This is a genomic window from Pseudarthrobacter sp. CCNWLW207, from assembly GCF_037203945.1.
Taxonomy (GTDB): domain Bacteria; phylum Actinomycetota; class Actinomycetes; order Actinomycetales; family Micrococcaceae; genus Arthrobacter.
In genome coordinates, this window is sequence record NZ_JBBCBS010000006.1 from 364,612 (window position 1) to 384,458 (window position 19,847).

16 protein-coding genes are annotated in these 19,847 nt (G+C 65.7%); 11 read left to right on the forward strand and 5 right to left on the reverse strand.

The annotated features are described in order from the left end of the window. A complete protein-coding gene (locus V9L17_RS13210; protein ID WP_337351753.1) occupies positions 1 to 1,221 on the reverse strand; it encodes an MFS transporter in 1,221 nt (406 codons plus the stop codon). Between the two features lie 150 nt (positions 1,222 to 1,371). Between V9L17_RS13210 and V9L17_RS13215 the strand changes: the two genes are divergently transcribed. After that, positions 1,372 to 2,952, forward strand: a complete 1,581-nt coding sequence (locus V9L17_RS13215; protein ID WP_337351754.1) for a CYTH and CHAD domain-containing protein — start codon at positions 1,372 to 1,374, stop codon at positions 2,950 to 2,952. An 81-nt stretch (positions 2,953 to 3,033) separates the two neighbouring features. Here V9L17_RS13215 and V9L17_RS13220 read toward each other — a convergent pair whose 3' ends face one another. Then, positions 3,034 to 4,470, reverse strand: a complete 1,437-nt coding sequence (locus V9L17_RS13220) for a PucR family transcriptional regulator (protein ID WP_337346261.1) — start codon at positions 4,468 to 4,470, stop codon at positions 3,034 to 3,036. Positions 4,471 to 4,627: 157 nt separating this feature from the next. Between V9L17_RS13220 and V9L17_RS13225 the strand changes: the two genes are divergently transcribed. After that, positions 4,628 to 6,058: a gamma-aminobutyraldehyde dehydrogenase gene (locus V9L17_RS13225; RefSeq protein WP_337351755.1), complete on the forward strand. Its 1,431-nt coding sequence runs from the start codon at positions 4,628 to 4,630 to the stop codon at positions 6,056 to 6,058. Between the two features lie 70 nt (positions 6,059 to 6,128). Further along, on the forward strand, positions 6,129 to 7,499 hold the full coding sequence (gabT, locus tag V9L17_RS13230; protein ID WP_337351756.1) for a 4-aminobutyrate--2-oxoglutarate transaminase: 1,371 nt from the start codon (positions 6,129 to 6,131) through the stop codon (positions 7,497 to 7,499). A gap of 96 nt (positions 7,500 to 7,595) precedes the next feature. Here gabT and rarD read toward each other — a convergent pair whose 3' ends face one another. Further along, positions 7,596 to 8,543 (reverse strand): EamA family transporter RarD, encoded by a 948-nt coding sequence (rarD, locus tag V9L17_RS13235; protein ID WP_337351757.1) that lies wholly within the window; start codon positions 8,541 to 8,543, stop codon positions 7,596 to 7,598. A gap of 177 nt (positions 8,544 to 8,720) precedes the next feature. Between rarD and V9L17_RS13240 the strand changes: the two genes are divergently transcribed. The 8 genes from V9L17_RS13240 to V9L17_RS13275 all read left to right on the forward strand — a co-directional run bounded on the left by V9L17_RS13240 (position 8,721) and on the right by V9L17_RS13275 (position 18,558). Beyond that, on the forward strand, positions 8,721 to 9,719 hold the full coding sequence (locus V9L17_RS13240; RefSeq protein WP_337351758.1) for a DNA topoisomerase IB: 999 nt from the start codon (positions 8,721 to 8,723) through the stop codon (positions 9,717 to 9,719). A gap of 130 nt (positions 9,720 to 9,849) precedes the next feature. Then, positions 9,850 to 11,292 carry an FAD-dependent oxidoreductase gene (locus V9L17_RS13245; protein WP_337351759.1) on the forward strand — a complete coding sequence of 481 codons (1,443 nt, stop codon included), beginning with the start codon at positions 9,850 to 9,852 and terminating at the stop codon, positions 11,290 to 11,292. 120 nt (positions 11,293 to 11,412) lie between these two features. Then, on the forward strand, positions 11,413 to 12,825 hold the full coding sequence (locus V9L17_RS13250) for a helix-turn-helix domain-containing protein (protein ID WP_337351760.1): 1,413 nt from the start codon (positions 11,413 to 11,415) through the stop codon (positions 12,823 to 12,825). A 131-nt stretch (positions 12,826 to 12,956) separates the two neighbouring features. Next, positions 12,957 to 14,480: an acetaldehyde dehydrogenase ExaC gene (exaC, locus tag V9L17_RS13255; protein WP_337351761.1), complete on the forward strand. Its 1,524-nt coding sequence runs from the start codon at positions 12,957 to 12,959 to the stop codon at positions 14,478 to 14,480. A gap of 59 nt (positions 14,481 to 14,539) precedes the next feature. Further along, positions 14,540 to 15,562: an alcohol dehydrogenase AdhP gene (gene adhP, locus V9L17_RS13260; RefSeq protein WP_337346268.1), complete on the forward strand. Its 1,023-nt coding sequence runs from the start codon at positions 14,540 to 14,542 to the stop codon at positions 15,560 to 15,562. A 16-nt stretch (positions 15,563 to 15,578) separates the two neighbouring features. Further along, positions 15,579 to 16,028, forward strand: coding sequence for a DUF779 domain-containing protein (locus V9L17_RS13265; protein WP_337351762.1), 450 nt, complete (start codon positions 15,579 to 15,581; stop codon positions 16,026 to 16,028). 175 nt (positions 16,029 to 16,203) lie between these two features. Further along, the gene (locus tag V9L17_RS13270; protein ID WP_337346270.1) at positions 16,204 to 17,760 is read left to right on the forward strand and encodes an amino acid permease; all 1,557 of its coding nucleotides are present in this window, start codon (positions 16,204 to 16,206) and stop codon (positions 17,758 to 17,760) included. A gap of 192 nt (positions 17,761 to 17,952) precedes the next feature. Continuing rightward, the gene (locus V9L17_RS13275; RefSeq protein ID WP_337351763.1) at positions 17,953 to 18,558 is read left to right on the forward strand and encodes a TetR/AcrR family transcriptional regulator; all 606 of its coding nucleotides are present in this window, start codon (positions 17,953 to 17,955) and stop codon (positions 18,556 to 18,558) included. Between the two features lie 16 nt (positions 18,559 to 18,574). Here V9L17_RS13275 and V9L17_RS13280 read toward each other — a convergent pair whose 3' ends face one another. Together V9L17_RS13280 and V9L17_RS13285 are read right to left on the reverse strand one after the other, a co-directional pair. Beyond that, on the reverse strand, positions 18,575 to 19,210 hold the full coding sequence (locus tag V9L17_RS13280; RefSeq protein WP_337351764.1) for a DUF2461 domain-containing protein: 636 nt from the start codon (positions 19,208 to 19,210) through the stop codon (positions 18,575 to 18,577). A 196-nt stretch (positions 19,211 to 19,406) separates the two neighbouring features. After that, the coding region (locus V9L17_RS13285; RefSeq protein ID WP_337351765.1) for a catalase-related domain-containing protein at positions 19,407 to 19,847 on the reverse strand (441 nt) is incomplete at its 5' end.

Below are 19,847 nucleotides of genomic sequence, written 5' to 3' on the forward strand. Positions count from 1 at the left end.
CTACTTCTTCTGAGCGGCCGGCCGGCCACTGATCAGGTGCGCAACAACGATCTGGACCAGGGCGAGGCCCAGCAGGATGGCCAGCGGCAGCGTCCAGCCGCCGGTGGCACTATGCAGCAGCCCTGTGCCGAACGGGCCTGCGGTAGCCAGCAGGTATCCAGTGGACTGGGCGAGGGTGGAAAGCGCCGTGGTCTCCGCCGTGCTCTCGCCGCTGCGGCTGATCATCACCATCACCAGCGGGAATATTCCCAAACCGAAGCCCAGCAGGACGGCAGGGACCACGGCGAGCGTGACGGGCAGGAACAGCAGCAGCGCCACGCCCACGGCCATGGTGACGCTGGCCAGGTAGAACGCCGGGCGGAGCATCCGGGGCCGGGAGCCGATGGCAATCAGGACCATCCCGGCGGGCACGGACACCAGCTGCATCAGACCGTACATCAGGCCGCTCGCGGAGGCGCTGAGCCCCATGGTGGTGAGCATGTACGGGAACCAGCTCAGCAGGGCATAAGCGAGCAGGGCCTGGAGGGTGAAGATCGCGGTGAGGAGCAGCCCCTTGCGGGTACGCAGCAGCGGCCATGGCGAGATGGGGCCAGCTTTGGTGCGCGTGCTGTTGCGGTGCGCGTGCAGGGCCACGGGCAGGAAGCCCAGGAACGCCGCCATGGCCATGATGCCGATCGCTCCGACGGCGGCCGAAGGCGAGCCGAGTGCCTGGGCGAGAGGGACCACGGCGACGGCGGTCACAGTGGCACCGGTGGTCATGGTCACCGTATACAGGGCGGTCATGAGCGAGGTACGGCGGGCGAAGTGCTCGCGGATGAAGGACGGCATGGCAACGTTGCAGACGGCCAGCCCGGACATGCCCAGGACCGTGCCGGCCACCAGTGCGCCCGTGGCCGGAATGCCACGGACCATCAAGCCGGCGGCCAGCATGGCCAGCGCCAGCAGGATGGCCTTCTCCACGCCCAGCCGCCCCGTGAGCCAGGACGTGCCCGCGCCCGCCACCGCGAAACACAGCGTGGGAATGGACGGAATGATCGATGCCACCAGCGGCCCGTAGCCGAGCACCAGCTGCAGATCGTGCAGCAGCGCCGACGCCCCGGTGATCCCGGCTCGGAGGTTCAGGCCAATCAGCACCAGCGCAATGACACCGAACGCGACGGCGGTGCGCGGTTTGGGTGGTGAAGCTTGCAGTGCTGAGGGGGCAGGGGCGGCGATGGGCATTTTCTAAGGTTAGACGTTAGACGTTTGATGTCTACGGTTTTGTGGTAAATCTCTCCCCGCCGTTAACTTCGGGGCAATAGACTCGTGGCCACGGCATGTCCGGGCAACCTGGTCCGGAGGCGTCGCACTGATGCGGAAGGACGGCCTGCAGTGGTTTCCGAGGGAGTCGAGATCGAAAAGAAGTACGACGTCGGCGCGTCGGCTGAGGTACCTTCGCTCACCGATGTGCCGGGGGTGGCACGCGTGGGGGAGCCGCGCACGGCAACCCTGGATGCAGTGTACTTTGACACGGGCCGGCACACCCTGGCTTCCCGGCGGATGACCTTGCGGCGGCGGACCGGCGGTGCCGATGCCGGATGGCACCTGAAACTGCCGCCCGAAGCCGCCCCGGAAGCGCCGGCGACCGATCCTGATTCAGCACCCCAGCAGCGGCGCGAGCTTCATGAACCGCTGGGCCAGCCCGACGTCGTGCCTGACAGGCTGATGGCGCACCTGCGCGCCTACCTGCGCGGTGACACTGTGGCACCTGTGGTCAGGCTGGAAACCGAGCGGACCACGCACCCGCTGTATGGCGAGGACGGCACGCACCTCGCGGACCTCCTCGATGACCGGGTCAGCGCCGCGTTGCTTGGTGCGGAGGACGGGCCGGGCAGTACGCAGCAGTGGCGTGAATGGGAACTTGAGCTCGTGCACGGCAGCCCCGACCTCTTCCCTGCAGCGGCGGCGGTCCTGGCCGATGCTGGAGCGAAGCCCTCGGAACACGTGTCCAAGCTCGCGCGGGCGCTCGCCGGCGCGCCGGGCCAGGGTGCCACTGACACAGCGGTTCCCGCCGTTCCGGTGCCGGGGAAGAAATCGCCTGCCACCGCCGTCGTTACCGCCTACCTTGCCGCGCAGATCCGGGAAATCCTGGTGCACGATGCGGGTGTCCGGCTGGAGGAGCCCGAAGCGGTGCATGACATGCGCTCAGCCGCCCGCCGGGCACGCTCGGCGCTCTCGGCTTACCGCCGGCTCTACGACGCCGTGACAGTCCGGCGGCTGCGGGATGAACTCAGACTGCTCGGCAGGCTCCTGGGGGAACCGCGCGATGCCCAGGTCATGCTGGACAGGCTCCGCGGGCACATCGGCGACCTTCCGCCAGAGGAGGCCGCAGCGGCAGGGAAGGGCTGGCTCGAAAAGGAACTGGGCGATACCCTGGATGCCGGCTACCGGAAGCTCCAGAAGGCCCTCCTTTCCGAGCGTTACTACAGGCTCCTTGACGATCTCGAAACCTTCCGCGACCACCCACCGGTCCGTCCGGAAGGTGCGTCTTCAGGACGCAAGATTTCGGGCAAGGCGGTCAACAAGGCTGCCAAACGCTTGCGCCGGTCGCACCGCGGCGCGAAGAACACGCGTCGGGGCGCCCCATACGAGACCGCGCTGCACCAGGTCCGCAAGAATGCCAAGAAACTGCGGCATGTGGCGGAATCGGCGGGCCCGGTCTATGGCAAGCGCGCGGCTAAGGTCGCCAAGGCCGCGCACCGGCAGCAGCAGGCTCTCGGCGATTTCCACGACAGCGTCATCGCCCGGGATCTCCTGGCTGGGTGCGCCGCCGCGTCCGGCGTGCCGGAACCGGTCGCGTCTGCGTACGTCACGCTCAAGACCCGGCAGGTACAGCTCGCCGCCGCCGCCGAGAAGAAGTACCTGAAGGTGCGCAAGAAATCCAAGAAGCGGCTCAAGGCGGGAGTGCTCTAGGCCCCAACTAAGTAGCAGCAGATGTCGTTATGAGCCCTCATAACAGCATCTGCTGCTACCTAGTTGGGCGGGGGACGGGGGCTACTTGCCTTGCCGGCCGCCGAGCCGGGCCACCGCCAGGGCAAGCCACAGCTGTACCCGGTCCGCCGTGACTGAGGGATCGTAGCCGGTCAGCTCGGTGATCTGGGCCAAGCGGTAGCGCACGGTGTTCCGGTGCAGGGTCAGGGCCTCGGCGACGGCGGCCACCGAACCGTTGTTGCTGAGGTAGCTCTCCAGCGTGGTCATCAGTTCCGCGCCGTGGGCGGAGTCGAAGGCCCGCAGCGGATTGAGGGACTCGTTGGCCATGTCCGCCAGCGGGACGTCCTCGCTGGCCAGCAGCAGCGAGGTCAGGCTGAGGCGTTCGGGCTCGTTCACCGGCAGGCCGTGGCTGGCCGCGTCGCGGGCCTCAAAGTAGCTCCAGCGCAGGCCGTTGGGCTTGGTGTACGCGCCGCCGATGCCGATTGTCGCATGGATGCCCGCCTCAGCCAGGTGATCGCTGAGTTTGCGGGCCAGCGCAGGTGCCGCGCCGCCGTCGTCGTTAATCACCACTGCCAGGTCCTTCCCGACGACGGCGGCCACCGCGTTCTCCAGGGGCTGCGGCACCGAGGTGCTCACCAAGGCCTTGTGGTGGGCGGCGGAGACAGCCAGGAGCACCACGTTCTTGCGCGTGCTGTTCAGCCCCACGCCGGCAAGACGGCGCTGGGCCTCGCTGGTTTCGAGGGCGCCGTGGATGACGTCCTCCAGTACCTGGCCGCACAGTGCGCGTTGGGCCTGGCGCTGCTTGACCATGTTGTTCAGCTCCACGCTGATCAGGTTCTGGGCGTAACCGATGATGCCTGAGTCCTCGAACGGCTGGCGTACCCACAGCGTGCAGGCATCGCGCCGGCCAGTAGGGATCGGGTAGGAGGCCCACGTGTCCGCGGAGGGGTGCTCCTTGCTGCTGTTGTAGAGCTGCGCCGTGAACTGGGTGAGTGCGATGTCGGTCCGGAGCATGCTGCCCAGGTGCTTCAGGAGCTCCGCCAGGCCGCCGCCGGTCAGGAGCGCACGGGCCAGGACCTGGTGCCCGGCGATCAGCCGCTCCAGTTTGGAGTAGTGGTCCGCGGACTGGGCATCCGCCACGAGCTTGCCGATGGCAATGAACGGGGTCTCATAGGGGACTTCCACCATCGGCAGGCCCCAGCGGTTTGCCTCGGCAATCATCGCTGGCGGGACGACGTCGTGCGAGAGGCCGATACCGAATCCGATCCCCACTGCCCCGGCGCGCTGGACCTGCCGGACAAACCTGCGCTGCTCCGGCGCTGACTTCAGGCGCAGCCCCGTGGTGAGCACCAGTTCACCGCCGTTGATGAACCGCTGCGGATCCTCAAGTTCGGTCACGGCCACCCAGTTGATGTCCTGGTGCCAGGTGGTCTCGGCGAGGCCTGCCTTGGACAGGTTCAGGGAGCTCACGCCAAGGAGAGCAGCGAGGGAAATGGCCATGGTTCCAAGGATAACCGGACGCTGGTCAACCGCACTAAACATTTCCCTCAAGGGTGTGCAGGTGGCTATTCCCTGGCCAAGGGCGCTGGCATAGGCTCAAAGCAGTCGCATCCATCCGCTTCGCAGCTGATGATTCCTATGAAAGAGGTTGCACACCGTGGTTCAAACCTTGCAGAACTTCATCAACGGTGAGTTCGTCACGCCCGCCGGCACCAGCCTGCTGGACATCGTCAATCCCACCAACGGCGAGGTCGTGGCGCAGTCGCCCGTCTCCATCCAGGCGGACGTTGATGCGGCCATGACAGCCGCCAAGGATGCGTTCAAGAGCTGGAAGCACGTCACCCCCGGCCAGCGCCAGCTCATGCTGCTCAAGCTCGCCGACGCCATCGAAGCCAACAGCGACGAACTCGTCGAAGCGCAGCACCGCAACACCGGCCAGGTCCGCTCACTCATCGCCTCCGAGGAAATCGCGGCCGGCGCCGACCAGCTGCGCTTCTTCGCCGGCGCCGCCCGCATCCTTGAAGGCAAGTCCGCCGGCGAGTACTTCGAAGGCCACACGTCCTACGTGCGCCGCGAGCCCATCGGCGTCGTGGCCCAGGTCGCGCCCTGGAATTACCCCTTCCTGATGGCCATCTGGAAGATCGGCCCCGCCCTGGCCGCCGGCAACACCGTGGTCCTCAAGCCTTCGGACACCACGCCGGAATCCACCCTCGTGCTGGCCCGCCTCGCAGGGGACATCCTCCCAGCCGGCGTGCTGAACGTGGTGCTGGGAACCGGCGAAACCGGCGCGATGATGGTGGACCACAAAGTCCCCGGGCTGGTCTCCATCACGGGCTCGGTCCGCGCCGGCATTGCCGTGGCATCCGGCGCTGCGAAGGGCCTCAAGCGCGCCCACCTGGAGCTCGGCGGCAAGGCCCCGGCCATCGTCTTCAAGGACGCCGACATCAAGAAGAGCGCGGCGGCCATTGCGGAATTCGCCTTCTTCAACGCCGGCCAGGACTGCACCGCCATCACCCGCGTGCTGGTGGAGGACTCGGTCCATGACGACGTCGTGGCGGCCATGGTGGAGCACACCAAGACCCTGCACACGGGCTCGCAGAACGATGAAGACAACTACTTCGGCCCGCTGAACAACGTGAACCACTTCAACGCCGTCACGTCCGTGGTGGAGCACCTCCCGGAGAACTGCAAAATTGTCACCGGCGGCCACCGTGCGGGGGAGAAGGGTTTCTTCTTCGAACCCACCATCGTCACCGGCGCGAAGCAGACGGACGACATCGTCCAGAAGGAAACGTTCGGCCCGGTCATCACGGTGCAGAAGTTCAGCACCGAGGAAGAAGCGGTGGAGCTGGCGAACGACGTCGACTACGCCCTGGCTTCCAGCGTCTGGACGTCCGACCATGGCACGGCCATGCGCCTGAGCCGCGACCTGGACTTCGGTGCAGTGTGGATCAACACCCACATCCTGCTCACCGCCGAGATGCCGCACGGCGGCTTCAAACAGTCCGGCTACGGCAAGGACCTTTCCATGTACGGCGTTGAGGACTACACGCGCATCAAGCACGTGATGAGTGCGCTTGATGCATAACCCAGCTGCCTAGTCCCCACTGGCCCCCCAACCTTTTCGCCTCACCCCAGCTTTGAAGAAAGGCTTCGCCATGACCACCACCGCAAGTGAAATCACCTTCCGCCTGGAGCAGAAGCGCCGCGTCCAGGCGGACTTCCCGGGTCCCAAGTCCGTGGCCCTGACCGAACGCCGCAAGGCAGTGGTCGCCGCGGGAGTTGCCTCCAGCGTTCCCGTCTACGTTGCGGACGCCGACGGCGGCATCATCCACGACGTCGACGGCAACTCCTTCATCGACCTCGGCTCGGGCATCGCGGTGACGAGCGTCGGCGCGTCCGATCCCGCCGTCGTCGGTGCCGTGAAGGAAGCCGTGGAGCACTTCACCCACACGTGCTTCATGGTCACCCCGTACGAAAGCTACGTTGCCCTCGCCGAGCAGCTCAACCGCCTGACCCCGGGCGAGCACGAGAAGCGCACCGTGCTGTTCAACTCCGGTGCCGAGGCAGTGGAGAACGCCGTCAAGGTGGCCCGCCTCGCGACCGGGCGTGACGCCGTCGTCGCCTTTGACCACGCCTACCACGGCCGCACCAACCTGACCATGGCGCTGACGGCCAAGGCCATGCCGTACAAAACCAATTTCGGCCCGTTCGCGCCCGAGGTCTACCGCATGCCCATGAGCTACCCGTACCGCGAGGAAAACCCCTCGATCACCGGTGCCGAGGCTGCCAAGCGTGCTATCACCATGATCGAGAAGCAGATCGGCGGCGACCAGGTGGCCGCCATCATCATCGAGCCCATCCAGGGCGAGGGCGGCTTCATCGTTCCGGCGGACGGCTTCCTGCCGGCGCTGGCCGACTGGGCCAAGGAGAAGGGCATCGTCTTCATCGCCGACGAGGTCCAGTCCGGCTTCTGCCGCACCGGCGAATGGTTCGCCGTTAACCACGAGGGCGTTGTCCCGGACATCGTGACCATGGCCAAGGGCATTGCCGGCGGCATGCCGCTGTCCGCCATCACCGGCCGCGCCGACCTGCTCGACGCCGTCCACCCCGGCGGCCTGGGCGGGACCTACGGCGGTAACCCGGTGGCCTGTGCCGCCGCACTCGCTGCCATCGGCTCCATGGAGGAGTACAACCTCGCCGGCCGGGCCCGCCACATCGAGGCCCTCGCAACCGGACGCCTGCAGGCACTCCAGGCCGAGCTGGCCGGCGCCGGCAACGCCGTGATCGGGGACATCCGCGGCCGCGGCGCCATGCTGGCCATCGAACTGGTCCAGGCCGGCTCCAAGGAACCCAACCCGGAGCTGACCAAGGCAGTGGCTGCTGCCTGCCTCAAGGAGGGCGTCATCATCCTCACCTGCGGCACCTACGGCAACGTCATCCGCCTGCTGCCTCCGCTGGTCATCACCGACGAGTTGCTGAACGATGGCCTGGACGTCCTGGCCGCCGCCATCAAGGCCAACGCCTAGGACGCACCGCTACAGAGTTAGCGCCCCCTCGCAACGGCGCGAACAAGCACGTGAGGCCCTGGAAACTGATGTTCCAGGGCCTCACGTGTCCGCGCTTCAGGGGGTTGAGGTGCGGGCCAGCTTCCTCGCCACGGAGTTCTTGCGGGTGGCGCGGAGCATGTCCACGGTGAGGACCAGCAGCGCGAGCCACACCACGCCGAAGCCGATCCAGCGCTCCAGCGTCATGGCCTCCCGGAACACCACAAGCGCCACAATGAACTGGAGGATGGGCGCGAAGTACTGCAGCAGCCCAATGGTGGTCATCGGCAGCCGCCGTGCGGAGGCGCCGAAAAACAGCAACGGCACGGCGGTGATGACGCCGGAGGCCAGCAGGAGCCAGAAGTGCCCGGGACCGTAGCTGGTCAGCGTGGCCGTGCCGCTGACGCCCAGCCACACCATGGTGGCGGCGGCCAGCGGGGTAAGGACCATGGTCTCCACGCTGAGGGAAGTCACGGCGTCGACCTTTGGCCCCACGCGTTTCTTCACAAAACCGTACAGGCCGAAGCTCACTGCCAGCGTCAGTGCTATCCATGGGAGCTTGCCGTAGGACACTGTCAGCACACCCACGGCAATAAACCCGATTCCGACGGCGGCCCACTGCAGGGGACGCAGCTTTTCCTTCAGGACGAACACGCCGAGCAGCACGGACACCAGCGGGTTGATGAAGTAGCCCAGGGAGGCTTCCACCGCCTGGCCGGTGGTCACGCCGTAGGTGTAGGTCAGCCAGTTCACGGCGATGAGGACGGCCGCAATGGTGAGGGTACCGAAGACCGAACGGTCGCGGAACGCTCCGGTGAGCGCCCTCCACGAGCGGGTGACGGTAATGAGGAGCGCGCAGAAGATCAGCGACCAGACCACCCGGTTGGCCACGATTTCCACTGCGCCCGCCGGCTGCAGCACAAAGAAGTACACGGGGAGCAGTCCCCACAGGCCGTAAGCGCCGATGCCGAAGGCGATCCCCGCCGTCGTCTCCTTGTCCACGGCCTTGGGCCCGGGAGCCGGCATGCCCTGCCTGGACGCGGCTGGCCGGGTTGAATTCAACCGGGCGCTGGGGGCGGGGGAGGAGACGGATCCGTCGGGAGTAGGCACCTAACCGATAACACCAGTCGGTGGACAGGTATTCCAAGAACTGGTCAGTATGCTTGCTTTTATGAGAAGGACGAATCCCCAGGAGGCCTCGGCGTGAGGCTCCGCCGCAGCAACGCCTCCGGACGCGGCTACCGCCGGGTTGCCGCAGGAAAAGGCTTCAGCTACCGCGATTTGGACGGCTCCACGGTGCCGCCCGGGCCCGTACGGGACAGGCTCGAAAGCATCGGCATCCCGCCGGCCTGGACTGACGTATGGATCGCGCCCTTCGACAACGGGCACATCCAGGCGACGGGCCTGGACGCCGTGGGCCGGCGGCAGTACATTTACCACCCAGAGTGGCGCGAGCGGAAAGACCGGGTGAAGTTCGACCGTGCCCTCCAGTTGGCGGAGTCACTCCCCACAGCCCGGCGCCTGGTTACCCTGGACCTGCGCAGCGAGGGGCATAGCCGCGAGCGCGTCCTGGCCGCGGCCTTCCGGATGCTGGACAGCGGATCCCTGCGGGTGGGCTCGGAGCGGTACACGAATGAGAACGGCAGCCACGGCCTGGCCACCCTCCTGTGTGCCCACGTGCACGTCCGCAAGGAGTGCCTGGAGTTGAAGTTTCCCGCCAAGAGCGGCAAGGACTGGGAATCGGAAATCCACGATGCCGACCTCGCCGCCCTGGTGCGCGCGCTCAAGCGGCGGGGCGGCAACGCCCGGCTGCTCGCCTACAAGAATGGCCGCAGCTGGCATCCGGTCACCAGCGCCGACATCAACGGCTACGTCAAGGAACGAACAGGATCGGACTTTACCGCCAAGGACTTCCGTACCTTGCGCGGCACGGTTGCAGCTGCAGTGAGCCTGGCCCGCAGCGGTCCGCAAAAGACCGTGGCGGCCCGGAAGCGGGCCATCAGCGTGGCCATGATGGAGGCGGCTGAGGTGCTTGGGAACACGCCGTCGATTGCGCGTAAAAGCTACGTCGATCCGCGGCTGCTGGACCATTTCGCTGCGGGGGAGACCATCGACCCCAAACGCGTGGACTCCGCCGAGGCGGAGTTGCGGGCGCTGCTGTACCGCGAAGGGGATGTAGTGCCGCTGCAGAAAAGCGGCTGAGGCCTGCGTCACGGGTTACCCCGTCCGGCCCCGTAGACATTTAGAATGGGGCATTGTGCGCTAACTGCGTGTGCGCTACCTGCATTGTGAGCCACCAACTCGCATCCTCCTCGTTCCAGAAGGGCTCCCGGTGTCCAACCCAGGCGAATCCAGCTCCAAACGTCCCCTCCGCGTCGCCATTGTGGGCGCCGGACCGGCGGGGGTTTACGCGGCGGACATCCTCACCAAGTCCAACGAGGTCAAAGGTGGCGACTTCGAGGTCAGTATCGATCTGTTCGAGGCCTACCCCGCGCCGTACGGCCTGATCCGCTATGGGGTGGCCCCGGACCACCCCCGCATCAAGGGCATCGTTAACGCCCTGCATAAGGTCCTGGACAGGGGCGACATCCGCTTCCTGGGCAACGTCACGTACGGGCGGGACCTGACGCTGCACGATTTCCGCGCCTTCTATGATGCCGTGATCTTCTCCACCGGCGCCATCAAGGACGCCCAGCTGGACATCCCCGGCATCGACCTCGACGGCTCATTCGGCGGCGCCGACTTCGTCTCCTGGTACGACGGCCACCCGGACGTTCCCCGCGAATGGCCGCTGGACGCCAAGGAAATCGCCGTGATCGGCAACGGCAATGTGGCCCTGGATGTAGCCCGGATGCTGGTCAAGCACGCCGATGAACTGCTCAGCACCGAAATCCCGGACAACGTCTACCAGGGCCTGAAAAACTCCCCGGTTACCGACGTCCACGTCTTTGGCCGCCGCGGTCCCGCCCAGGTCAAGTTCACCCCTCTGGAGCTGCGCGAACTGAGCCACATGAAGGACGTGGATATCGTCCTCTACCCGGAGGACTTCGAGTTCGACGAAGCGTCCGACGAAGCGATCCGCAGCAACAACCAAATCAAGACCATGGTGAACACGCTCACCAACTGGCTGGTCGAGGAGCACGCCGAATCGGAACAGCCCTCCTCCCGCCGCCTGCACCTGCACTTCCTGCACAGCCCGGTGGAGATCTATGACGACCCCGACAACGGCGGTGCCGGAAAAGTGGCAGGCATCAAGTTTGAGCGGATGCAGCTCGATGGCACCGGCAACGTCAAAGGCACCGGCGAGATGGTGGACTACCCCGTGCAGGCCGTCTATCGCGCCATCGGGTACCACGGCTCCGCGCTGGACGAGCTCGAGTACGACGCCAAACGCGGTGTGGTCCCCAATGAGGGCGGCCGCGTGCTGGACGCTGAGGGCAACCCTGTGCCGGGCATCTACACCACCGGGTGGATCAAGCGGGGCCCTGTAGGCCTGATCGGGCACACCAAGGGCGACGCGCTGGAGACTATCGGCTTCCTGCTGGAGGACCGGCTCACGCTGCCCCCTGCCCAGAACCCGGATCCGCAGGCGATCATCCACCTCCTGGAGGAGCGCGGAATCGAGTACACCACGTGGGAGGGCTGGAACAAGCTGGACGCCCACGAGGCAGCCCTCGGCGCGGCCTGGACCGGCTCTGAAGCCACCGACGGCATCGTCCGCGAACGCATCAAGGTGGTCCCACGCGAGGAAATGATCAGCATCTCCCGCGGCTGACTTCCAGTCCGCCGCTCATGGGTTGCTAGGCGGGTCTGCGGCCGCGGGGCTACACTGGTGGCCACACGCAGGCTGGAAGCGATGCCCCGTGCCTGCAGGCCGAGCGCAAGTGGGAGTTCGATGAGGAACCTGATCCACCCGGCAGCTCCCGGTAACGACTCCGAGGGGCTGATCCAGCGGAGTGCCTTGGCGGGCCATGAAAAGCTCGACGGCGTGGCACGCCTCGCCGACGCCAGCGCAGATTTCCCCGGCGCTGAGGAAATCCCGGGCCTGCGCAAGCTGATCCGGGAGTCCTGGCGGCGGTCCGCACAGCTGTTGGCCAACCCGGACAACCCCGAAGCGCCGCTCGCCCTGGACACGGACGAGTTGGAGGAATACCGCCGCCAGCACCCGCTCGCCAGCATCATGCCCGTGATCCACAAGCTGCTGGTCCAGCCCAGTCACGACAGCGGCCTCCTGGTGGCCGTGGGCGACGAAGTGGGCCGCCTCCTCTGGGTGGAAGGCGACCCGGTCCTGCAGCGGCGAGCGGAAGGCATGATGTTTGTGCCCGGGGCGGACTGGTCCGAAGCCACCGTAGGCACCAGCGCACCCGGGACTGCCCTGGCCCTGGGCCGCGGGATCCAGATTTCCGGAGCCGAGCACTACCAGCGGTCGGTTCACCCGTGGAGCTGCACCGCAGTGCCGTTCCACGACCCCGACTCCGGCGCATTACTGGGCGTTGTGGATATCACGGGCAAGGCCACCGCGGTGGCCCCGCATACCCTCTCGCTTGTCGAAGCCACGGTTGCCGCCGCGCAGGCGCAGCTCCGCGTTGAGCGGCTCCAGCTCGCTGCCGCCCTGGCAAGCAGGCCTGTACGACGGCGGAGCAACAGTTCCGCGGCCAGGGAGGGTTCGGCCGGGGGAGCGGGAGCCTCCGGTGCAAAGGAAGGCAGCCTCTACCGCAACAGCTTGCAGCTCCTGGGGCGAGACCAGGCCTTGCTGAGCATCGAAGGTAAAACCGTGGCTCTCTCCGCCCGGCACAGCGAAATCCTCGCCCTGCTCAGCACCCACCCTGACGGTCTGAACGCCGAGGAGCTGTCCGTCCTGCTCTACCCGGGCGACGGCTCCACGATGACCCTCCGCGCCGAAATGGTCCGGCTGCGCAAAATCCTCCAGCAGCTAAACCCCGCTGCGGTGCCCGAATCCCGGCCGTACAAGCTCAGCATGGACCTCGTGCCGGACAGCGGCCAGGTCCTGAGCTGCCTGCAACGCGGTGCCCACCGGATTGCCTTGGAGATCTACCGCGGCGCGGTGCTGCCGAGGTCCGAAGCCCCGGGCATCATCGACCTTCGCCAGAGGGTCTCTTCGCTGATGCGTGAGGCAGTGCTCACCGACGGCAGCGCCGAGACGCTGCTCAAGTACGCGGCCCTGCCCGAGGCGAGGGACGACGTCGGCGTGCGGCTTGCCGCCCTGAAGCTGCTGCCCGCGCGCTCGCCCAAGCGGGCCGCCGTCGTCGCCGACCTTGAACGGCTGGAAGCCGAGCTGAGCGCTTAACTGTCTGTGCAACCTTTGCTGTGAGCTGGCTCACGGCTGTGCAACCTGGCTGCAACCTTCACGCTCCTACGCTGAAACCAACGGCGGCCCCAGCATCAAGGCCCGCCCCATGCACAGCAAAGGAGCTAGCAATGACTGTTTACGCACAGCCCGGTACCGACGGTTCGAAGGTCACGTTCAAGGACCGCTACGAGAACTGGATCGGCGGCGAATGGGTTGCCCCCGTCAAGGGCCAGTACTTCGAAAACATCACCCCCGTCACCGGCAAGGTCTTCTGCGAGGTGGCCCGGGGCACAGCAGAGGATATTGAGCTGGCACTCGACGCCGCCCACAAGGTCGCGCCGTCCTGGGGCAAGACCTCGGTGGCCGAACGCGCGGCCATCCTGAACAAGATCGCCGACCGGATCGACGAAAACCTTGAAATGCTGGCCGTGGCCGAATCCTGGGACAACGGCAAGCCCATCCGTGAAACCCTGAACGCGGACATCCCGCTCGCCGCGGACCACTTCCGCTACTTCGCCTCCGCCGTCCGCGCCCAGGAGGGGCGGCTGTCCCAGCTGGACGACGACACCACCGCTTACCACTACCACGAGCCGCTCGGCGTGGTCGGCCAGATCATCCCGTGGAACTTCCCCATCCTGATGGCCGTCTGGAAGCTCGCTCCCGCCCTCGCTGCAGGCAACGCCGTGGTCCTCAAGCCGGCCGAGCAGACGCCGTCGTCCATCCTGGTCCTGATCGAACTCATCGGTGACCTGCTCCCTGCCGGTGTCCTCAACATCGTCAACGGGTTCGGCGTCGAGGCTGGCAAACCGCTCGCCTCCAGCCCAAGGATCCGCAAGATCGCCTTCACTGGCGAGACCACTACTGGCCGGCTGATCAGCCAGTACGCCAGCCAGAACCTGATCCCGGTCACCTTGGAGCTCGGCGGCAAGAGCCCCAACATCTTCTTCAACGACGTCGCCGAAAACAATGACGCGTTCTACGACAAGGCCCAGGAAGGCTTCGCGCTGTTCGCCTTCAACCAGGGCGAAGTCTGCACCTGCCCGTCCCGGGCCCTGGTCCAGGAGGACATCTACGAGTCCTTTATGGCCGACGCCGTGGCCCGGGTGGAAAAGATGATCCAGGGCAACCCGCTGGACACCGAGACCCAGGTGGGCGCCCAGGCCTCTAATGACCAGCTCGAGAAGATCCTCTCCTACATCGACATCGGAAAGCAGGAGGGCGCCAAGGTGCTCACCGGCGGTGCCCGTGCGGAGCTTCCCGGTGACCTGGCCGGCGGTTACTACGTCCAGCCCACCGTCTTCGAGGGGCACAACAAGATGCGGATCTTCCAGGAGGAGATTTTCGGCCCGGTGGTTTCCGTCTCCCGCTTCAGCGACTATGACGACGCGATGGAAATCGCCAACGACACCCTCTATGGCCTCGGAGCCGGCGTGTGGTCCCGCAACGGCAACGTTGCGTACCGCGCCGGACGCGAAATCCAGGCAGGCCGTGTCTGGGTCAACAACTACCATGCCTACCCGGCTGGCGCCGCGTTCGGCGGCTACAAGTCCTCAGGCATCGGACGTGAAAACCACTCCATGATGCTGGACCACTACCAGCAGACCAAGAACCTCCTGGTCAGCTACAACGAGAACAAGCTGGGCTTCTTCTAGAGTCCAGCCTGCGTTCCCTACCACCCCGACCACCCGCTAACAACGCAAGGATTTCGCCAATGACGACGACAATGCACGCAGCAGTAGTAACTGAATTCGGCAAGGATCTCCAGATCCAGGAGCTCGCCATTCCAACCCCCGGGCCGGGGGAGGCCCTCGTCAAGGTACTCACCACCGGTGTCTGCCACACCGACCTCCACGCAGCGGAGGGCGACTGGCCGGTCAAACCGACCCCGCCGTTCATCCCCGGCCATGAGGGCGTGGGCGAAGTAGTAGCCCTCGGCGAGGGCGTCACGGACCTCGCCATCGGCGATCTTGTGGGCAACGCCTGGCTCTGGTCCGCCTGCGGCGACTGCCAGTACTGCCGCACGGGTTGGGAAACACTCTGTGAGGTGCAGAAGAACGCCGGCTACAGCGTGGACGGCTCCTTCGGCGAGTACATGCTGGTGGACAGCCGCTTCGCCGCCAGGATCCCGGCCGGCACGGACCCTGTCGAAGTGGCCCCCGTGCTCTGCGCCGGAGTCACCGTCTACAAGGGCCTGAAAATGACCGAGGCCAAGCCGGGCCAGTGGGTCACCATCTCCGGCATCGGGGGCCTGGGGCACATCGCCGTCCAGTACGCGGTTGCTATGGGCCTGCGCGTTGCGGCCGTGGACATCGCGGACGACAAGCTCGCCCTGGCCAAGGCCCACGGAGCCGAACTGACCGTCAACGCCCTACACGAAGATCCAGCAGAAGTTATCCAGCGTGAAACCGGAGGTTGCCATGGAGTCCTCGTTACCGCAGTGCACCCGTCCGCTTTTGGACAGGCGATCGGCATGGCACGCCGCGGCGGGACGATTGTGTTCAACGGGCTGCCGCCGGGCGACTTTCCGGCGCCCATTTTCGAGATTGTGCTCAAGGGACTGACCGTGCGCGGTTCGATCGTGGGAACCCGGCAGGACCTGGAGGAAGCACTTGACTTCTACGCCCAGGGGAAGATCCACCCCACGGTGTCCACCAGGGAACTTTTCGAGGTCAACGCTGTCCTTGACGAAATGAAGCACGCCAAGATCGACGGCCGCGTCGTCATCAAGTTCTGATGAAGGACGCGTTCTGATGCCGGAGGCAAAGCTCGACGCTGCAGTGACGCTGCCCGGGGAGGACTTTTCCCGGGTAGCGCTCACCGCCGCAGCCGTGGAGTTGCTGCGGAAACTGTGGCTGCAGCACGGGCCGCTGATGTTCCATCAGTCCGGCGGCTGCTGCGACGGCTCCTCGCCCATGTGCTATCCCGCCGGGGAGTTCATTACCGGCGACTCGGATGTGCTGCTGGGCCTGTTCGACTTATCCGGAGCCGGGACCGGCGGCGGCGTCACGTCCGACCCGCCCTGCGGCCCCGGGAAAGGGCAGCCGCTGGAGTTCTGGATGTCGCGGGAACAGTTCGGCTACTGGAGCCACACCCACCTGACAGTGGACGTGGTTCCGGGCCGGGGTAGCGGATTCTCGGTGGAATCACCGGAGGGCAAGCGCTTCCTCATCCGTTCCACGCTGATGGACTGGCCCGCCTAGGCAGTTCGATGCTTTAGCCTTGAGGCCCTCCAAAAGGAGGGCCTCAAGGTGTTTTCCGCAATTAACTTCGGCATACGGCCCGTCTCACGATACGGGACAACTGGAACCGTCCAGTGGATGGACAGTAAAGTTGATAAGTCTGTTTCCATCCCCTATCAGGATTGTGGATCTCCTTATGAACCTCCTCCGGACCAAAACAATCGAGCAGTCAATGGCCGACGCCGATGAACCCGGACGTAAGCTCAAGCGGTCACTGAGCACCTGGGATCTGATGATCATGGGTGTGGCTGTCGCCGTCGGCGCCGGCATCTTCTCGGTCGGAGCCAAGGCAGCGGCCAACTTCGCCGGACCCGCCGTGACCGTCTCCTTCGCCATCGCCGCCGTCACCTGCGCGCTGGCCATCATGTGCTACGCCGAGTTTGCCACCGCCATCCCTGTCGCCGGGTCGGCCTACGTCTTCACGTACGCCACCATGGGCGAACTGCTGGCCTGGATCATCGGCTGGAACCTGATCCTGGAGCTCTTCACTGCCGCCGCGGTGATCGCCAAGTACTGGGGCATCTACCTCAGCAAGGTCTTCGCCCTGATGGGCGCCGACGTCCCGGCAGCACTGTCCATTGGCGGCGTTGACCTCTATTGGGGAGCCTTCCTGATCGTTGCGGTCTTCACCGTCCTTCTGGTGCTGGGCACTAAGCTCTCTGCCCGGGTAGGCAACATCTTCACGCTGATCAAGATCGCCGTGGTGCTCTTTGTCATTGTGGTGGGCTTCACCTACGTCAAATTCGAGAACTACAGCCCCTTCGTCCCTGCAGCTGAACCCACGGGTGTCAGCGGCACCGCTGATGTACTCAAGCAGTCCTTCTTCGGCTTCCTCACCGGAGCCGCCCCTGCACAGTACGGCACACTGGGCATCTTCGCCGGCGCTGCCCTGGTGTTCTTCGCCTTCATCGGTTTCGACGTGGTGGCCACTTCGGCAGAGGAAGTCAAAAACCCGCAGAAGACCCTGCCACGCGGTATCTTCGGCGGCCTCGCCGTCGTCACACTCCTCTACATCCTGGTGTCCCTTGCACTGACCGGAATGGTGTCCTATACGGACCTCGCGGAAGCCAAGAACCCCACCCTGACCACTGCCTTCGAGGCGGTGGGCGACACCACTGCCGCCAAGGTCATCGCCTTCGGCTCGCTGATCGGCCTGACCACCGTGATCATGGTGCTCCTCATGGGCCTGTCCCGCGTAGTCCTGGCCATGAGCCGCGACGGCCTGCTGCCCCGGGCCCTGTCCAAGACCAGTGAAAAGCGTTCGACGCCGGCACGCCTCCAGGTGATCTGCGGCGCCGCCGTGGCACTCGTCGCGGGACTCACCAACGTGGACCTACTCGAAGAGATGATCAACATCGGGACGCTGTCCGCATTCGTGATGGTGAGCCTGGGCATCCTGGTGCTGCGGAAGAAGCGCCCGGACCTCAAGCCCTCCTTCCGTGTGCCGTTCGGCAAGGTCCTGCCGGTGGTTTCGGCCCTGCTGTGCCTTTACCTGATGACCAACCTGGCGGTGGAGACCTGGATCTTCTTCGCGATCTGGCTTGTGATCGGCATCGTCATCTACTTCTCGTACGGACAGCGGCACTCACGCCTCAACGAGCGTTTCACCGAGGCCAAGGAAGCTGTCAACGGCCCCGCCGGACAGGCCGCCCCCAAGTCTGCCGACGATGAGGACGAGTTCAGCCGCGCCTAGCGGCCACCCTGGGCCGGCGGCAAGAGACCGGCCTGTCCCGCACTAGCTGCCCTGCCCGCTCAAGCGGTGCGGGGCAGCGCCGTCGGTGCGGGGCAGCGCCGTCCGTACGGGCAGCGCCGCTGCATGGTGACCGGCCCTTGGCGCAAGGCACCCACGGCAGGGTTGCCAGGCCCTGTTACCTAAGATGGATTCATGGCCCGCCCCGCAAAACCCGAACGCAAGGCAGAGCTGCTCTCCGCGATCCTGGACTACCTGATGGACAAGACGCTTGCTGAACTGACCTTCCGCAGCCTGGCCGAAGGTTTGGGCATCAGCGCCTACGTGCTGGTGTACCACTTCGGCAGCCGGGAGCAGTTGGTCAACGAGATCATCGGGTCCATCGAGTCACGGCTGGACAGCATGCGCACCACGGACGTGCACGACATCGACCGGGACGCCTGGAGGACCTACCTGCTGGAGTCCTGGCAGTGGACCATGGCACAGCGGAACCGGCATCTGGCCAGGCTTGAGTTCGAGGCCACGGCACAGGACATTGTGGCTGCCGAACCGCGCGGGACCTCTCAGGAAAACTTCCGCATGCTGCACCACAAAACCCGGGACTGGCTCATGGTTCAGGGCATCCCGGAGGACTTTGCGGATACGGACGCCCGGCTGTTCACGTCCACCTTCTACGGCCTGCAGTTCGATTTTGTGGTGATGAACCAGCCCGAAGCCGCCACCCGCGCTTTTGAGCTGATGCTGACTGTCTTTTTCAACAACCTGGAGGCCCGCCTGGCTGCGGTGTCCCAGGGAGCCTGACTTTCCGGCGAACGTTTTAGGGGGCTGCGTGCCGGCCCACCCACTCCACGAGCGGCCGCAGCTGGTCCCACATCGCGGATATCCTCTCGGCCGCTTCCGGTCCATGCACCCAGTCCGGCTGGCCAAGCTCAACCCGCGCGGACAGGGACTTGTGCTTCAGCAACTCCGCCCTGGGGTGGTCCTTGTCGAAGCCGCGCGGCACGGTCTTGAGTTTTTCGCCTTCCACCACAAAGCCGGCGGCGGCCGCTGATTCAACGATCTGCCGGAGCGCTTCGCCGGTGCCCGAGGCATCGACGGAATTCCGGAACCGGACCAGCTGGGCCGGTGTGCTGGTGTGGCATCCGCCGCCCACCAACAGCCCGTCAGCGCTCACCTGCACGTAGTAACCGACGCCCTCCTGAGTGGCCGCAAAGGCCCCCTGGGCGGTCTTGTAGGGCGATTTGTCCTGGGAGAACCTGATATCCCGGTTAGGCCGGAAGACTTTGCCCGGGCCGAACCGCGGTTCCAGTTCGGCCAGCAGGGCCGTGACCGGATCCCTGACCAAGGTGTTGTAGCGGTCCTTGTGGTCCAGCCACCACTCCCGGTTGTTGTTGTCCTCAAGTTCAGCGTAGAACTCGAATGCCCCTGCGGGGATGCCTTGGAATGTGCTCATGCAGTGATCCTAAGGACGGTAGGGTGCCTCCAGCCAGAGCCGGCATTCCCTATGTGGAAATCGCAGCAACGCAAAACAGTGTGGAAATCGCAGCAACGCAAAACACCCCGCCGCGGAAAATCCGCAGCGGGGTGTTCTCAGGTGCCGGGCCAACCAGTGGCATAAGCCAGCCGGTGGCACAGAACCGGTCGGCGGGTTAGCCGATTTTGTTGGCTGCTTCGGCGTCGGAGTCGGCGGCAGCGGCTGTGCCGAGGTTGGCGCGGAGTTTGGCGCCGAGTTCGGCGTCGACGTTGGTCCAGTATTGGATGGCGCGTTCCTTGATGCCGGGGCTCTTCACGCCGCCCACGGCGCCGGTGATGGTGTCGAGGAAGCGGGCTTTGGCGGCGTCGTCGTAGACCTCGCGGTAGAGTGTGCCGGCCTGGCCGAAGTCGCTGTCCTCGGCGTGCAGGGTGTGCGCGGAGAGGGTCAGTTCGCCGTCGTTCTCCCAGCCGCCGGCGGGGTTCTGCGGCTCCACGGCTGCCGGGCCGCCCACGGAGTTGGGGGCGTAGACCGGGGTGGTGGGGGCGTTGAACAGGTAGCGTCCGGCGCCGTCCTGGCTGTAGTTGTTGACCTGGTTCCTGGGCTGGTTTACCGGGAT

What these genes read in the sequence shown, in the direction of transcription:
- rarD (WP_337351757.1), bottom strand. Translation starts at nt 8,543, where the DNA reads ATGCCGGCTCCCGGGCCCAAGGCCGTGGACAAGGAGACGACGGCGGGG.
- adhP (WP_337346268.1), top strand. Translation starts at nt 14,540, where the DNA reads ATGACGACGACAATGCACGCAGCAGTAGTAACTGAATTCGGCAAGGAT.
- V9L17_RS13275 (WP_337351763.1), top strand. Translation starts at nt 17,953, where the DNA reads ATGGCCCGCCCCGCAAAACCCGAACGCAAGGCAGAGCTGCTCTCCGCG.
- exaC (WP_337351761.1), top strand. Translation starts at nt 12,957, where the DNA reads ATGACTGTTTACGCACAGCCCGGTACCGACGGTTCGAAGGTCACGTTC.
- V9L17_RS13220 (WP_337346261.1), bottom strand. Translation starts at nt 4,470, where the DNA reads ATGGCCATTTCCCTCGCTGCTCTCCTTGGCGTGAGCTCCCTGAACCTG.
- gabT (WP_337351756.1), top strand. Translation starts at nt 6,129, where the DNA reads ATGACCACCACCGCAAGTGAAATCACCTTCCGCCTGGAGCAGAAGCGC.
- V9L17_RS13280 (WP_337351764.1), bottom strand. Translation starts at nt 19,210, where the DNA reads ATGAGCACATTCCAAGGCATCCCCGCAGGGGCATTCGAGTTCTACGCT.
- V9L17_RS13270 (WP_337346270.1), top strand. Translation starts at nt 16,204, where the DNA reads ATGAACCTCCTCCGGACCAAAACAATCGAGCAGTCAATGGCCGACGCC.
- V9L17_RS13265 (WP_337351762.1), top strand. Translation starts at nt 15,579, where the DNA reads ATGCCGGAGGCAAAGCTCGACGCTGCAGTGACGCTGCCCGGGGAGGAC.
- V9L17_RS13210 (WP_337351753.1), bottom strand. Translation starts at nt 1,221, where the DNA reads ATGCCCATCGCCGCCCCTGCCCCCTCAGCACTGCAAGCTTCACCACCC.
- V9L17_RS13250 (WP_337351760.1), top strand. Translation starts at nt 11,413, where the DNA reads ATGAGGAACCTGATCCACCCGGCAGCTCCCGGTAACGACTCCGAGGGG.